At 60.6% G+C, this 14,543-nt stretch carries 14 protein-coding genes; 7 read left to right on the forward strand and 7 right to left on the reverse strand.

Annotation, left to right across the window (positions count from 1 at the left end):
- Nucleotides 1-70: 70 nt before the first annotated feature.
- Complete coding sequence (locus tag M5G20_RS24230) at nt 71-670, forward strand: short chain dehydrogenase (protein ID WP_273921230.1); 600 nt, start codon at nt 71-73, stop codon at nt 668-670.
- A 45-nt stretch (nt 671-715) separates the two neighbouring features.
- On the opposite strand, the gene M5G20_RS24235 is transcribed toward M5G20_RS24230, so the two are convergent.
- Nucleotides 716-1,075, reverse strand: coding sequence for a hypothetical protein (locus M5G20_RS24235; protein WP_273921231.1), 360 nt, complete (start codon nt 1,073-1,075; stop codon nt 716-718).
- A gap of 177 nt (nt 1,076-1,252) precedes the next feature.
- Between M5G20_RS24235 and M5G20_RS24240 the strand changes: the two genes are divergently transcribed.
- The gene (locus M5G20_RS24240) at nt 1,253-1,918 is read left to right on the forward strand and encodes a COG3650 family protein (protein ID WP_273921232.1); all 666 of its coding nucleotides are present in this window, start codon (nt 1,253-1,255) and stop codon (nt 1,916-1,918) included.
- Nucleotides 1,919-2,013: 95 nt separating this feature from the next.
- Entirely contained in the window at nt 2,014-3,627 is a 1,614-nt protein-coding gene (locus M5G20_RS24245; RefSeq protein WP_273921233.1) for an NAD(P)/FAD-dependent oxidoreductase, read from the forward strand.
- Between the two features lie 134 nt (nt 3,628-3,761).
- Here the strand turns inward: M5G20_RS24245 and M5G20_RS24250 are convergent, their stop codons facing one another.
- On the reverse strand, nt 3,762-4,856 hold the full coding sequence (locus M5G20_RS24250; protein ID WP_273921234.1) for a PLP-dependent cysteine synthase family protein: 1,095 nt from the start codon (nt 4,854-4,856) through the stop codon (nt 3,762-3,764).
- 240 nt (nt 4,857-5,096) lie between these two features.
- On the opposite strand from M5G20_RS24250, the gene nhaA reads away from it, so the two are divergent.
- From nhaA to M5G20_RS24265, 3 genes are all read left to right on the forward strand, one after another.
- Complete coding sequence (nhaA, locus tag M5G20_RS24255; protein ID WP_273921235.1) at nt 5,097-6,284, forward strand: Na+/H+ antiporter NhaA; 1,188 nt, start codon at nt 5,097-5,099, stop codon at nt 6,282-6,284.
- A gap of 121 nt (nt 6,285-6,405) precedes the next feature.
- Nucleotides 6,406-7,605: a colicin E3/pyocin S6 family cytotoxin gene (locus M5G20_RS24260; protein WP_273921372.1), complete on the forward strand. Its 1,200-nt coding sequence runs from the start codon at nt 6,406-6,408 to the stop codon at nt 7,603-7,605.
- Nucleotides 7,602-7,874: a pyocin S6 family toxin immunity protein gene (locus tag M5G20_RS24265; RefSeq protein ID WP_337994303.1), complete on the forward strand. Its 273-nt coding sequence runs from the start codon at nt 7,602-7,604 to the stop codon at nt 7,872-7,874. Before M5G20_RS24260 ends, M5G20_RS24265 begins: the two co-directional genes overlap by 4 nt.
- A gap of 67 nt (nt 7,875-7,941) precedes the next feature.
- Here M5G20_RS24265 and M5G20_RS24270 read toward each other — a convergent pair whose 3' ends face one another.
- Nucleotides 7,942-8,406, reverse strand: coding sequence for a glycine zipper 2TM domain-containing protein (locus M5G20_RS24270; RefSeq protein ID WP_075946830.1), 465 nt, complete (start codon nt 8,404-8,406; stop codon nt 7,942-7,944).
- Between the two features lie 166 nt (nt 8,407-8,572).
- On the opposite strand from M5G20_RS24270, the gene M5G20_RS24275 reads away from it, so the two are divergent.
- The gene (locus tag M5G20_RS24275; RefSeq protein WP_273921236.1) at nt 8,573-8,809 is read left to right on the forward strand and encodes a hypothetical protein; all 237 of its coding nucleotides are present in this window, start codon (nt 8,573-8,575) and stop codon (nt 8,807-8,809) included.
- A gap of 5 nt (nt 8,810-8,814) precedes the next feature.
- On the opposite strand, the gene pdxH is transcribed toward M5G20_RS24275, so the two are convergent.
- From pdxH to M5G20_RS24295, 4 genes are all read right to left on the reverse strand, one after another.
- Nucleotides 8,815-9,462 carry a pyridoxamine 5'-phosphate oxidase gene (gene pdxH / locus M5G20_RS24280; RefSeq protein ID WP_273921237.1) on the reverse strand — a complete coding sequence of 216 codons (648 nt, stop codon included), beginning with the start codon at nt 9,460-9,462 and terminating at the stop codon, nt 8,815-8,817.
- Nucleotides 9,463-9,486: 24 nt separating this feature from the next.
- Nucleotides 9,487-10,566, reverse strand: a complete 1,080-nt coding sequence (locus M5G20_RS24285) for an OmpA family protein (RefSeq protein WP_273921238.1) — start codon at nt 10,564-10,566, stop codon at nt 9,487-9,489.
- 115 nt (nt 10,567-10,681) lie between these two features.
- Nucleotides 10,682-11,827, reverse strand: coding sequence for a serine hydrolase domain-containing protein (locus M5G20_RS24290; protein ID WP_273921239.1), 1,146 nt, complete (start codon nt 11,825-11,827; stop codon nt 10,682-10,684).
- 120 nt (nt 11,828-11,947) lie between these two features.
- Entirely contained in the window at nt 11,948-14,449 is a 2,502-nt protein-coding gene (locus M5G20_RS24295; protein WP_273921241.1) for a beta-galactosidase, read from the reverse strand.
- Nucleotides 14,450-14,543: the final 94 nt, after the last annotated feature.

The following is a 14,543-nucleotide window of genomic DNA, read 5'->3' on the forward strand; positions in this document are numbered from 1 at the left end:
AGCACGCTTATCAGCAGAAAAAACCACTCTAAACTCAAGCCTCATTCAACCCACATGAGGATCACTACCCATGAAAATTCTTTTGATCGGCGCAGGCGGCACCATCGGTTCGGCAGTCGACAAGGAACTGTCCCAGCGCCACGAGATCGTCCGCATTGGTCGCAGCAGCGGTGATTTTCAAGTGGATATCAGTGACAGCACCTCGATTCGCAAACTGTTCGAGCGGACCGGCAAATTCGATGCGCTGATCTGCGCCGCCGGCAACGTGACCTTCGCGCCACTGGCAGAAATGACAGACGCAAGTTTTGCCCTTGGCCTGAAAGACAAGCTGATGGGCCAGGTCAACCTGCTGCTGATTGGCCGTGAGTTCGCCAACGACGGCGCCTCGTTCACCTTCACCACTGGCGTGCTCAGCCATGACCCGATTTACAGCGGCGCTTCGGCGGCACTGGTCAATGGTGCGCTGGACAGCTTCGTCCGCGCTGCCGCCATCGAGCTGCCACGCGGGCTGCGGGTGAACTCGATCAGTCCGAACGTTCTGGTCGAAGCCATGGGCAAATACGCGCCGTACTTCCGCGGTTTCAAACCGGTTCCCGCAGTGGATGTGGCGTTGGCCTACGCCAAAAGTGTCGAAGGCTTGCAGACGGGGCAGACCTTTCACGTAGGCTGAACATGTTCAATGTGCGGCGCGGGCCTCGCGCCACCTTGCAGTGCCTTATGGCTCCACTAACGTCGGCAGCAGATGGCGCGCTGTTTCAGGCGGTAATGCGATCATCAGCGCGGGGCCTTCGACCGCTGCTTGAATCGTCGAAGTCGACACATGCACCCCGTTGATGAACAGCGTCAAAGGCTGATACAGGTTCTCCCGCGTCAACTGCGCCATGCGGCGTTGCGCATCCGGGCTGAGCGTAACTTGCAGGTTGATAGCGGGCGGGATGGGATCATCTGCCCGCTTGAGGTTCAGGCTGATCTCCCTGAAATCCGTCGCGGATGAAAAAGCAATTTCGGCCGCCAGGCATTGCAGTCCCCCCATCATCCCTAACGTCACCAGTATCGCCTTGGTCAATCCCTTCATAACATCTCCCGTAAATAGATGGCCGACCGATTAAACACCAGGGCATGAAACTACCCGTGGCTGAAGTAAAGCCAAATATTACCTGCGCCGGGTTCAAGCCCCTGACAATTGCCAGACATGGGTTGTGATGAACGGTCAGGCTGAGTAACGTGGCGTCACTTGTCAGGAGACCCCAAGATGCGTGTTGCCCGTTCCTTAGTCCTTGTTGCCCTGCTTCCGCTGTTCGCCGCTTGCCAGTTGTTCGATGGCCCGCGTGAAAATGCTTCCCACGTCGGCCAGACCCGCATGCAAGGCCAGTTAACGGCAGCGGATGGCAAGCTGTGGTTCCAGCCGTGCGGCGACACCCGTCGTTATGTGGTCAACGACACGGGCGGCACCAGCGTGCTGCAACAGGCCGCGAGTCTGGCCGATGCGCAGGGCAAGTTGTTCGCCGATGTGCGTGGGCGAGTCGTTGCCGGCAATGGCGACGGTCAGCTCGATCTGGAAACGCTCTACCGCGTCGAACGTTCCGGCACTGCGTGTGACGATCCCAATTTCAAACTGCTGATTCTGCGCGCCGCCGGCCATGCGCCCGAGTGGAGCGTGAAGGTCAGCGGCAAAGGCATGGTCATCGACCGCGCCGGCCAGCCGCCATTGGCCGTACCCTACGTCGAAGAACAACTGGGCGATGGCCGCTTCAACCTCAGCACCGACGCCAACAACCAGCACATCGAACTGTGGGTCGCGCCGCAACGCTGCGTCGACAGCAGCAGCGGCAGCATCCAGCACATGAGCGCCGAACTGCGCATCGATGGTCAGGTGCAGCGCGGTTGCGGGTATTTCGGCGGCTCGCGCGACGACTGATCGTTTAAGCCTCACGGAACCGGGCCTTTGAAGCTTATAATCGCCGGCTTCAAACGCCCTGGCGCAGTTGTGCGCCCCGCGAACCGGATCCCGCCATGTTACGAATCACTGAACTCAAGTTGCCGATCGACCATCCCGAAGAAGACCTGCGCCCTGCCATCGTGCAGCGCCTGGGCATCGCCAGCGATGATTTGCTCGATTTCACCTTGTTCAAGCGCAGCTACGATGCGCGCAAAAAATCCTCCGAACTGTGCTTCATCTACACCATCGACCTCAACGTTCGCGATGAGGCGGCGGTGCTGCACACGTTCGCCGATGACCGTAACGTCAACGTGGCACCGGATGTCAGCTACAAAGAAGTTGGCCAGGCGCCGGCCGACCTGAGTGCACGCCCGGTCGTCGTCGGCTTCGGTCCGTGCGGGATTTTCGCCGGGCTGCTGCTCGCGCAAATGGGCTTCAAGCCGATCATCCTCGAGCGCGGCACCGAAGTACGCCAGCGCACCAAAGACACCTGGGGCCTGTGGCGTAAAAGCGTACTCAACCCGGAATCCAACGTGCAGTTCGGCGAGGGCGGCGCGGGGACATTCTCCGACGGCAAGCTCTACAGCCAGATCAAGGACCCGAAATTCCTTGGCCGCAAAGTCCTGCACGAATTCGTCAAGGCCGGTGCCCCGGAAGAAATCCTCTACGTCAGCAAACCGCACATCGGTACGTTCCGTCTGACCGGTGTCGTGGAAAACATGCGTGAACAGATTCGCGCTCTGGGCGGCGAAGTTCGCTTCCAGCAGCGGGTCACCGACGTGCTGATCGAAGACGGGCAACTGGTCGGTGTCGAACTCGATGGCGGCGAGCAGATCCACTCCAGACACGTGATCCTCGCCCTCGGCCACAGTGCCCGTGACACCTTCCGCATGCTCCACGGTCGTGGTGTATACATGGAAGCCAAACCGTTCTCGGTGGGTTTCCGTATCGAGCACCCGCAGTCGCTGATCGACCGCGCACGCCTGGGCAAGTACGCCGGCCACCCGAAACTCGGTGCCGCCGACTACAAACTGGTGCACCACGCCAAGAACGGCCGTTCGGTCTACAGCTTCTGCATGTGCCCGGGCGGTACCGTGGTAGCCGCGACCTCCGAGCCGAATCGCGTGGTCACCAACGGCATGAGCCAGTACTCGCGTAACGAACGCAACGCCAACTCCGGGATTGTTGTCGGCATTACCCCGGAAGTCGATTATCCGGGTGGCCCGCTGGCCGGTATCGAGCTGCAGGAGCGCCTCGAATCCCACGCCTTCGTGCTCGGTGGCAGCAACTACGAAGCCCCGGCGCAACTGGTCGGCGACTTCATTGCGGGCAAGCCGTCCACTGAGCTGGGCAGCGTTGAACCGTCCTATAAACCAGGCGTTGCCTTGGGCGACTTGGCCCTGGCTTTGCCAGCCTTCGCCATCGAAGCGATCCGCGAAGCACTGCCGGCCTTCGAGAAGCAGATTCGCGGTTACTCGCTGCATGACGCAGTGTTGACCGGGATCGAGACCCGCACTTCGTCGCCACTGCGGATCACCCGTAACGAGTCGATGCAGAGCCTGAACGTCAAGGGCTTGTTCCCGGCGGGTGAAGGCGCGGGCTACGCGGGCGGGATTCTGTCGGCGGGTGTCGACGGGATTCGCATTGCGGAAGCGGTGGCCCGCGATATCCTGGGCCTCGAAGCCTGACCTGCATCTCCTGGATTAAATGCAAAGCCCTGTGGGAGCGAGCCTGCTCGCGAAGACGGAGTGACAGTCAACACAGATGTTGACTGGTCTACCGCTTTCGCGAGCAGGCTCGCTCCCACCTTGTCTTCTGCGTGTCAGATATTGGCTCGCAGCACGGTGTTCGGCAGCGGCTCACCGCGCTCGACACTCGCCGCAACCGCCTCCATCAACCCACTCAACTCATACCCTTGCGCCTTGAGCCAGGCCTGATCGTAATAGGTCGTGGCATAACGCTCGCCGCCGTCACACAAAATCGCCACCATCGACCCCGTCTCCCCTGCCGCTTTCATAGGCTGCGCAGCCATCAGCGCGCCGATCAGGTTAGTGCCGCTCGACCCGCCCACATGCCGTCCCAACCGCTCAGCCAGGTAATGCATCGCCGCCAGCGACAGTGCGTCCGGGACTTTGACCATGGCATCGATCACCTTGGGCAGGAACGATGCTTCTACCCGTGGCCGGCCAATGCCTTCGATCCGCGAGCCGTGGTCAAGGCGCAGGTTGGCATCGCCGGTCTGGTAGTAATCAAAAAACACCGAGCGCTCGGCATCGGCGCACAGCACCCGGGTGCCATGTTGGCGATAGCGAACATAGCGGCCCAGAGTGGCGGTGGTACCGCCGGTGCCAGGGCTGGAAATCAGCCAGCTCGGCTCCGGGTGCTGTTCAAAACGCATCTGATGAAAAATCGATTCGGCGATGTTGTTGTTCGCCCGCCAGTCGGTCGCGCGCTCGGCGTAGGTGAACTGGTCAATGAAATGCCCGCCGTGCTCCCGCGCCAAGCGCTCGGACTCGGCATAGATCTGGGTCGGATCATCGACCAAATGGCTTTGGCCACCGTAGAAAGCGATCTGCGCGATCTTCTCTTTAGAGGTGGTCGCGGGCATCACGGCAATGAACGGCAAACCCAACATCCGCGCAAAGTACGCCTCGGAAATGGCCGTCGAACCGCTGGAGGCTTCGATGACCGGCGCCCCGGGCTTGAGCCAGCCATTACACAACGCATACAGGAACAGCGAGCGCGCCAGTCGGTGCTTGAGGCTGCCGGTGGGGTGGCTGGACTCGTCCTTGAAATACAAGTCAATGCCCGGAAAACCCGGAAGTGGCAACGGAATCAGGTGGGTGTCGGCGCTGCGCTGGAAGTCGGCCTCGATGATCCGGATGGCTTCGCGGGCCCACTGTCGGTTGTCGCTCATGGTGTTGTTCTCATTGAATCGGGCAGGAGTCGGCCTTGAAACAGGGCTCAGCCAACAAGCTTAGGAAAAAACCTGCATTCAGCACAGATACAGATGCGTTCCAATATATCCGGCAACTGGGCTCTGGTCCTTGGTACCAGATCGCGTCATATAACAAAAAAGAATATAACTTTTGTTTTAACAACTAACGGTACAGGTTAGGGTGTGCCACCTTTTGAATTCAACGATGGAGAGCGACCCTTGCCTCTGCGTAGCACTTTCACGCGTTTCTTTCAGTTGGAAGCTGCCAGCGGTCTGTTACTGATCGCCGCAGCCGTTCTGGCTTTAATCATCAATAACTCGCCGCTGTCGTGGCTCTACAACGGCCTGCTGGACACCCCCGTGGTGGCCCAGATCGGTGCGCTGAAAATCGCCAAGCCGCTGCTGCTGTGGATCAACGACGGCCTGATGGCCTTGTTCTTCCTGCTGATTGGCCTGGAAGTGAAGCGCGAAGTCCTCGACGGCCAGCTGTCCCGGCCGTCACAGATTGTCCTGCCCGGCGTGGCGGCAATGGGCGGCATGGTCGTGCCAGCGCTGATCTACTGGTTCCTCAACCGCGACAACCCGCCGGCCCTGAGCGGCTGGGCAATTCCGACCGCCACCGACATCGCGTTTGCGCTGGGTGTACTGGCGCTGCTGGGCAAACGGGTTCCGATGTCACTGAAACTGTTCTTGATGACCCTGGCGATCATCGACGACCTGGGCGCAATCATCATCATTGCGATTTTCTATTCCGGCGCATTGTCCACCGTGTCCCTCGCGCTGGCGGCAGCCTGCATCGCGGCACTGATCGGCATGAACCGGCTCGGGGTGGTCAAGCTCGGGCCTTACATGATCATTGGTCTGATCCTCTGGGTCTGCGTGCTCAAGAGCGGCGTGCACGCCACGCTGGCCGGTGTGACCCTGGCCTTCTGCATCCCGCTGCGCACGAAAAACGCCGAGCCGTCGCCGTTGCTGTCGCTTGAACACGCTCTGCATCCATGGGTGGCCTACGGCATCCTGCCGCTGTTCGCCTTTGCCAACGCCGGCCTGTCCCTGAGCGGCGTCACCGTCGACAGCTTCACCCACGACGTACCGATGGGCATCGCGGTCGGTCTGCTGGTGGGCAAGACCGTCGGCGTGTTCGGCCTGACCTGGCTGGCAGTAAAAATCGGCATCGCCGCCCTGCCCCAAGGCGCCAATTGGGGTCAGGTAGTGGGCGTCGCGATTCTCTGCGGCATCGGCTTCACCATGAGCCTGTTTGTCGGTTCCCTGGCCTTTGAGCCGGGTGTCAGCGACTACGCGGGGATGGACCGGATGGGGATTCTGACCGGTTCGATACTGGCGGCGTTGATGGGTTATGCGGTGACGGCGATGGCGAGTCGTAAGCACACTGCCCTGCCCTCCTGAGAAACAGGGACAACTCCTAACGACTTTCAAGACCCGTCCTACAGCCACGCTTTGTCCCGTTCGTTAACGTCGTGCAGCCCTTGCAGAGGGCTGCCGATGGATGAACACACAAGGACAATCAGTGGCTGGCAACAAGGACATTCCCCGGGTTAGAAACCCGCCGTCAGGTGACGGGCATCACGTCACCTATCGTTTCATGACGCCCAGCGAACTGGCCCAGCGCGAGGCTCGGCAAAACGCCTACGAGGCCATGATCGCCAGGCAAGACGAATACCTGCGCAAGCGTCAGGTTGTCGAGGTTGAACAGAAACCGGTTCACGTCGGATGCGTCTTCGCCAAGTCCTGCAAGTTGCCGGACGCGGTTATCAACTACTCCAATCCTTCGGGGATGGTGCCCACCGACAGCCTGCAGGACTATGGTGAGATCGCCTGGCTCGGCGCTCGGGAGGTGGACAATGGTGGTCTGCTGAATCTGCAGACGATCAGCGGCTCTACCCTTTCACTTGGCATTGGCCAACTAGCACTTCGCGCTCCCACCCTCGTTGCTCCGGCGATAGGCGCTGTAGTAGTAGCAGGTGCAGCTACTACGGCTGTATTGGTCGGCCTGGTCGCCGTGTTCTGGACGCCCAGTCTCGGCGACAGCGCCCTCTATACCGAAGACCAACTACGTGCCCTCAAGCAGGCCCGCACTCGAATGCGCCTGCAAATCGAACAACAGGCTGACGGCAGTCTCAAGGGCTACGCCTTCTACACCGGTAAAAACCGCGATTGGGAAATGGTCGATGTGGTGCAGATCGCTTTGCGCGACACCCAATACGTCGCCGATCTTGGCGACGGCATCGAACTGATCTGGACCCCGGCCGTCGATGGCTCGGACATTCTCGGCATTCCCAAACTGGAAGCTGCTCCGCAGGCGCCGCACATCTGGGTTTATCCGCCGACGAAACAGGCTGACAGCATCATTGTGAATCCGGTTTATCCGCCTGAGTACAAGGATTTCATTCTTGTGTTTCCGGTGGGGTCGTTGGTGAAGCCGGTTTACATCGTAATGAGCATGCCGGGGGATCATAAGTACTACGATGACCCGGAAACACTTCCAGCTTTCCCTGACGTCACCCGAGTGAAATCGAAAGCTTCAGTTCAGGGCGGAGGTAAAAGACGAGCTCGCTGGGTCGACCGCAAAGGACGGATATATGAGTGGGACTCCAAAAGTGGCGCAGTCGAGATGTACGATAAATTAGGAATACATCTAGGCGAATTCAATCATTTGACGGGAGAGCGAACAAAGGACGCTAAGCCGGGAAGAAGGACTCCAAAGTGACCAAAGAGATAAACCGCATGCGCTACCTTTCCATTACCGGTTTTTACCCAGATGAGAAGCAGGACGACACATTGCAGTTCGAACTAGCTATCAAAGACTACAAAGTAAACCAGGCTCTGGCTCAATTGACCGAATCAAAGCCCCTTGAAGACCTGGAACCCGGGGAACTGGAACTTACTCAATATCAGGTCCAACAGATCGCAGATTTACTCAAAACCGATTTCCCGGCTGGACTGGAATACTTCATTGGTACGCGCGCTAGCACCTAAGTAACTCTGCACAAAAAAACCCCGACCAGCTACCTGATCGGGTTTTTTGTTTACTACTCGTTTGCGCTTAGTGCGAAACGCGGCTGGTGCCATCAACCGTGGCAATACGCACACGTTCGCCAACACGGAACACTTCGTTTTCCTGAACCTGTTGCACGTAGGCGCGCATGCTGCCGTCGTCTTCGCGAACGGTGATTTCCACGCCCTGGGTGCGGGTCAGGCCTTCTTCGGTGGCCGAGCCGATCAGGCCGCCGGCGACGGCGCCGATGACCGCAGCAACGATGCTGCCTTTACCGCCACCAATGGCACTACCGCCTACGCCGCCAACGGCTGCACCGGCGAGCCCGCCGATCGGGGTTTTGGTGCCTTCGATTTTCACCGGGCGCAGCGCTTCGATGGTACCCATGCGAATCGTCTGCACGCGACGCGCTTCGTCACGGGAGTACGAGTCACCGGTCAGGCTCGATTGGCAACCAGTGAGCAACATCGCCATCGTGGAAAAAGAAGCAACCAGCAGGACAGACTTACGCATAGCATCAACTCCAAAGGACAGGTATTCATTAAACTCCGCAGCTTGACGCCTGTCACGGCATCGCCCGGATAAAAATGATTTCATTCAGTTCCAGTACAGGGCCGGCGCGAATTCACCACACAGTAGCGGCAATTTCGGCAATCTGCGCCGCTGGCCGAGGATTTTCATGGATTACTTTATCATTGTCGTCACTACCGTCGCTGGTCTGTACTTCCACGGGTGGTTGTACATACGCATCAGACGCTGGATGGACCGCGATCTGGCGCTAGCGCTGGCGGGGAATGACGAACGGAAAAAAGCGTTCATGCTCCAGCAGCTGGCCATTGCCCAGACGCAGAAGATCAGGCGTCGAGAGCTGCCGCAATGGCTGGAGGCCGCTGCGGCAGGTTATCTCGAGCGGTAGACTGCTCAGGGTGCCAGACGTTCAAGAATCCAGTCGGCGCCCTGCAGGCGGTAGTTGAGGCGGTCGTGAAGGCGGCTCGAACGGCCCTGCCAGAACTCGATGCGCTCCGGCAGCAGGCGGTACCCCCCCCAGTGTTCAGGGCAGTGCGGCTGGGTGTCGCTGAAACGTTGCTCGGTATCCTTGAGCAGTTTTTCCAGTTCCCCACGATCAGCGATCACCCGGCTTTGCGGTGATGCCCAGGCGCCCAGGCGGCTGCCTAGCGGACGAACCTGATAATAGGCATCGGACTCTGCAGGCGTGACCTTCACCACCCGTCCTTCAATCCGGACCTGGCGTTCCAGGGTCGGCCAGAAAAACGTCATGGCCCCGAACGGATTCGTCGCCAGGTGCTGGCCCTTGGCGCTGTCGTAGTTGGTGAAGAAGGTGAAGCCTTTTTCGTCCAGGCCCTTGAGCAGCAGGATACGGCAATGCGGCCGACCGTCCGGGTCGACCGTGGCCAAGGTCATGGCGTTCGCTTCCACCGGTGCCTGTTCGGTTTTCACCGCATCGGCGAACCACTGGTGGAACAGCGCAAACGGCTCAACCGGGGCTTGCGCCTCGGTCAGGCCATCACGGGTGTAGTCGCGACGCATATCAGCCAGGGCCTTGGTCATGGCGCATTCCTTTTGGTTAATGAATCACTTCTTTGTGGTATCGGCGGCCGCGACTTTCTTGGTGTCGGCAGCGGCTTTGGCCGGTGCAGTCTTTTTCGCCGGAGTCGCGGTTTTAGCCGGGGTCTTCTTGGCCGCGGCTTTCTTGGCCGGTGCTTTTTTCACGGCAGGCACTGCAGCCTTCTTCGCGGCCGGGGCCGGGGTCACAGGCTTGGCGACCGGTTTGATGTCTTGGGCGGCCACCAGGGTGACCGGCGCCGGTGCCGGCATGTTGTACTTGCTCAGCAAGGCGACCATGGTGTTTTGCGGGGTCACCAGCAGTTCCACGCGACGGTTCAAGGCCCGCCCTTCAACGCTGTCGTTGGCCGCACGCGGCGCTTCACTGCCCATGCCGCGCAGCATCAGGCGATCACGTTGCAGGCCGCTGAGACGGAAAATCGCCGCAACCGCCTGTGCACGTTCCTGGCTCAACTTGACGTTGGCTGGGGCGGCGCCCGAGGTATCGCTGTGGCCCAGCACCAGCACGGCTGTCTTGGGGTCGACTTCGAGGATTTTCGCGACCCGGGTGAACGGCCCCAGGGTTACCGGCAACAACATGGACGGGCGATCCGGGTTGAACGAGCCTTCGACCGGCGCCGTCACCACCAGTACGTTTTCACGGCGTTCGAGTTGCAGGTTGCTGTCCTTGATCGCGGTACGCAGGCGCGGCTCGTAATCGTCGAGCCAGGCCTGGGTGACTTTGGGATCAGGCATCGGCACCACTTTGGCGGTGCTCTGCTCTTTGCCACCGAACGGCCACCACCACTTGCCACCGGCTTCGGCATCGGCCTTGGCGACAGCGGCAGGTTTGGCTTCCGCTTTGGCAGCCGCCTTGCTCGCGTCGTCATCGGAGCCGAACGGCCAGTACCAGGGGCTGGTGCTTTCAGTCTTGGCCACCGGAGCGCTGGCGGCAGGTTTCAACGGGGCCGGCGCAGGATCTTTCGCGGCAACTTTGTCGGAAGAGCCGAACGGCCACCAACTGCCGCCGTCTGCATCATTTTTAGGATTCTGTGCGCAACCGGTAATAGCGAAGCACAGTGCCAAAGCGAGAGTGGGTTTGGTTGACATTGGATATCCACAAAAATGAAGTCATAAAAAAATCAGGCCGGATTGGCCCGCATAAACAGACGCTTTGAAACTGAAAAGTCTTTTGGGTTCCAGCTCCCGGAACCCTCAGCAGGTTTTACAGACAAGTGGCCAGTACCCGCACAAGCTTTTGTGCGCGCGGATCCATCAAGACGTACGGGCCCAGTGTATTTGTCACAAAACCGAACGCCACATCGTGCTCCGGGTCAGCAAAGCCGATGGAACCACCGGCGCCCGGATGCCCGAACGCGCGCGGGCCCAGGCCGAATGTCGCGTTGGGGACATCCGGTTGATCGAGCATGCAACCCAGGCCGAAACGGGTACGGGTCAGCAGCGTCTTATCCTCGCCGAGGCTGTGCTCGCGGGTCAGTTCGTCGAGCATTTCGCTTTCCAGCAAGCTGCCATCGAGCAAACCGGCGTAGAACCCGGCCAGGCTGCGCGCATTGCCGTGGCCGTTGGCCGCCGGTTGCTGCATGCGCCGCCATTCCGGCTTGTTGGTGCTGGTCAGCACCGAAGGTGGATTGGTGAACGCGCGGGTAGTCATGGCCGTCGGTTCACGCATGGTCACTTGCAGCAGGCGCTGAGCCGCCGCATCGCCGACGTTGCCCTTGCCACGGGCGATGTGCGCCACGCGGTGAAACTCTTCATCGGCCAGACCGACGTGGAAATCCAGGCCCAACGGCTTGGCGACCCGCGCCACAATTGACTCACCCGGACCGCGCCCGTCGGCCCGGCGCAGCAATTCGCCAACCAGCCAACCGTAGGTGATGGCCGCATAACCGTGGCCTTCGCCCGGTGTCCACCACGGTGCTTCGGCGGCCAGGGCGTCAACCATGGTTTGCCAGTCGTAAAGCGCTTCGGGCGCCAGCAACTCGCGCAATGCCGGCAGGCCGGCCTGATGGCAGAGCAATTGACGCAGGGTCACGGATTCTTTGCCAGCGTCGGCAAACTCAGGCCAGTAGCGGGCAACCGGAGCATCCAGTTGCAGCTTGCCTTCGGCCACTAATTGCAAGGCGGTGACGGCGGTGAAGGTCTTGGTGCAGGAGAACAGGTTAGCAATGGTGTCGCTGTGCCAGGCTTCGGCGCCATCCTTGTCAGCGGTGCCGGACCACAGGTCGAGCACGGTTTCACCGCCGATTTTGATGCACAACGCCGCGCCACGTTCCTGGGGATCGTCGAACAGCGCCGCGAACGCTTCACGCACTGCCTCGAATTGAAGCTCGTAATGACCCTGAATCTGCACCCGCAACTCCCCGGAAAAACGTTCTGTAAAGTGGGCCGCATTGTTCCAGCCCTTGAGGGTTTTGGGAACAGGGTCGGGCCGGGCGGTCAGGTCAACTGAAGGCAGCCTGCGGCAACCGCTTTAGTGGCCTTTGCCAGAATGCCCACCCGCGCCCTTCCCCGGGCCTTTGCCGGCATCGGCCTCTCGGCCACCCTCAGCGTCATGGCTGGGTTTGTTCGCCTCGGCTGCAGCCTTCTCGGCGTCCTTGGCCAACTGATCAATGGCCGCGAGATTGCTCTTGCGCACGCTATCGACAAAGCCCTGGAACGGCAGATCGGTAATCCCCACCAGACCAAAATGCCCATTTTCGCCATCCAGCAGTCGCCCGGTCACGGGTTGATCGAGGTATTGGAACCAGTGCACCCCGACGACAGACGGCTCGTTCAACGCCTGTTTGAGGAAGTTCGCATAAGCGGTGCCTCGATCTTCCTCCTTAGCCAGTTGCGTCACGCCGCCCCAGAATGGGCCGCGATCGGTCGAGCCGAAGTTGAACTCGGTAATCAACACCGGTTTATCCAGGCTGCGCAGTTTGGCGAAGTCGTAACCGTCCTGCGGCTGCAGGGTGTACATGTTGAAGCTCAACACATCGCAATAGTGGGCGCAGGACTCGACGGCTTCCGGGGTGCTGATGGCAAAACGGCCGCCGAGCAGCAACTGGTTCGGCGCGTGCCACTTGAGCGAATCGGAAATGGTCTTGAAGTAGGTGTCGGCGAAAACCTTCTGGAAGTATTTGAAGTCAGCCTCGATTTCCGGGTGCTCGGCGCTCGGCAGCGGTGGCACGAAACCTGGGTCTTCCATCAACTCCCACGCTGGCAGATCAATGCCCCAGGCCTTGGAAAGGCCCGCCTGATTGCGGTACTTGTCGCGCAACTGCTTGAGGAACGCACGCTTGGCCGGCACGTCTGTGGTCATTTTCAAGGTGCCATACGCCAAGGCATAACGGGCTTTCGGGTCATCGCCGGGACCGGCCCAGGCCAGTTCGTTGTCGGCGTAGTAACCGATCAGCCATGGATCGTCGCGATGATCACGGGCGGCGATGGCCACGGCGCGCTCGGTGGCCATGGCGAAACGCGGATCGAACGGGTCAGGCATGCCGCCCCACCAGTCGCTGCCGGTGCTGATGCTGGCGTAATCGCCGACAATCGACAGCGGTAACGTGTAGGGCACTCGGTCAGCATTGGCCAGTGCCGGCGCGCTCCAGTTGCCCACGGTGTTGAAGCCCCAGGCTTGCAGACGGTCGAGGGTGTGACCGGTCCAGCGTTTTTCGTCAAAGGCCACTTTGCAGGGTTCGACAGGCGCTGGCTCGACGGTTTTAGCGGCGCTCGCGTCGCTGGCATCGGTTCTGGCCGCCTCGGCAACACCCGATTCGGCACTCGAAGGCACCACCGGTTGCTCGGCGGCTTTTTCTGTCGTTGCCTCTACCGCGTCAGCCTTGGCGGCTGCGGCAACACCGGCCTTGGTGTCGCTGCCCAGTGCGCAGGGGTCGCCGTACAGGCGCTGCAAGTTGGCCCCGTAAAAGTCATACCAGCGACCGAAGCTGAAGCCACGCCCCTGATCGGCACCGTTGCCGCCGCGGTTATCCCCTTCGCCGAAATGGCTGGCCAAAGGCTCCTCAGCCTTGGGCAAGGATTCGAACATCCACTCGCGGCCGGCGATGTACGTCTGGTTGACGTCTGCTGCAACCGTGTTGACCCCCAGCGAATAAAACGGATGCCCTTGCGGTGTCACCAGGTACCAGCGGCCGTCACGCTTCTCGGTCCGGAAAAAACCGCTGGCCTTGAATGCCGGGCCTTTGGTCCAGCCGCCGAACTTGTCCAGCGAAGACTTATTGCGCTCGGCCAGCCAGGTTTTCAGCTGTTGCTGCTCCTTGGCGGCGGCGCTTTTCAGTTGTTCATCGTTACTGACTTTCTCAGGCCATTTGGCCCGGGTCGATTGGCCGTAAGCATCCACCAGACCGCCATACACGGCTTGGGTGACGGCCTCGCCATCCTGCACGCCAAAGCGCTCCAGCAAGATGCTCTGGGCAACTTTCGGTTGATCCATCGACACGCTCACCGACACCACCTGGCGGCGATCCAGCTCACCAGCGCTGCTGGCCAACAGAATGCGCTGACCGTCGACGGTCATCGGCATCGGCGGACCGGCTTTCATGCCCAGGCTCAGCGGCGACGTCGGCTGCAGCGGCACCAGCAGGGTTTGCGCCGGACCGGCCGGCAGATCGACACGGCTGACCAGTGTCTTGCCATCGTTGCTCTGGATGGTCACGTACAGGGTCACGGCCCAGTTCATCGCGCTCTGCATGCGCAGGCTCATCATGCCCGACTGCGACCAGTCCCAAGCGCCGGTCTGCGGGGTCAGGCGCAGGGTCGGCCTGGCGACCGGGTTGAACGTCACCCGGCGCAACACTTCGCCCTCGGGGGTTTGCTCGGCGTTGGATTGCGGCAGGCTGGCGTCCTGAGTCGCCACCTGGACCACGTCGGCGGGGCGTACAAAGTTGAACAGCGTCTGCTGCCCGGTGGGCGCGGCCAGCAAGGGCGTTGCGAACAACAGGGCAAAAACGGCAGGCAACGAACGGCGAATCATGAGAACGAAATTCTCCCTAACGACCTTCAATGGGCCAGTGGAAAAGCGATGGCTGAAAGATAGACAACGCGGCGGGCAAAACTGCCCACCGGTG

The sequence above is a fragment of the Pseudomonas sp. TNT2022 ID1044 genome, from assembly GCF_028656895.1.
Classification (GTDB): domain Bacteria; phylum Pseudomonadota; class Gammaproteobacteria; order Pseudomonadales; family Pseudomonadaceae; genus Aquipseudomonas; species Aquipseudomonas reinekei.

Bases quoted from the DNA above. Each gene is read 5' to 3' on its own strand.
- M5G20_RS24230 (WP_273921230.1), top strand. From the start codon at position 71: ATGAAAATTCTTTTGATCGGCGCAGGCGGCACCATCGGTTCGGCAGTC.
- M5G20_RS24295 (WP_273921241.1), bottom strand. From the start codon at position 14,449: ATGATTCGCCGTTCGTTGCCTGCCGTTTTTGCCCTGTTGTTCGCAACG.
- M5G20_RS24250 (WP_273921234.1), bottom strand. From the start codon at position 4,856: ATGAGCGACAACCGACAGTGGGCCCGCGAAGCCATCCGGATCATCGAG.
- M5G20_RS24285 (WP_273921238.1), bottom strand. From the start codon at position 10,566: ATGTCAACCAAACCCACTCTCGCTTTGGCACTGTGCTTCGCTATTACC.
- pdxH (WP_273921237.1), bottom strand. From the start codon at position 9,462: ATGACCAAGGCCCTGGCTGATATGCGTCGCGACTACACCCGTGATGGC.
- M5G20_RS24270 (WP_075946830.1), bottom strand. From the start codon at position 8,406: ATGCGTAAGTCTGTCCTGCTGGTTGCTTCTTTTTCCACGATGGCGATG.
- M5G20_RS24275 (WP_273921236.1), top strand. From the start codon at position 8,573: ATGGATTACTTTATCATTGTCGTCACTACCGTCGCTGGTCTGTACTTC.
- M5G20_RS24245 (WP_273921233.1), top strand. From the start codon at position 2,014: ATGTTACGAATCACTGAACTCAAGTTGCCGATCGACCATCCCGAAGAA.
- M5G20_RS24235 (WP_273921231.1), bottom strand. From the start codon at position 1,075: ATGAAGGGATTGACCAAGGCGATACTGGTGACGTTAGGGATGATGGGG.
- M5G20_RS24240 (WP_273921232.1), top strand. From the start codon at position 1,253: ATGCGTGTTGCCCGTTCCTTAGTCCTTGTTGCCCTGCTTCCGCTGTTC.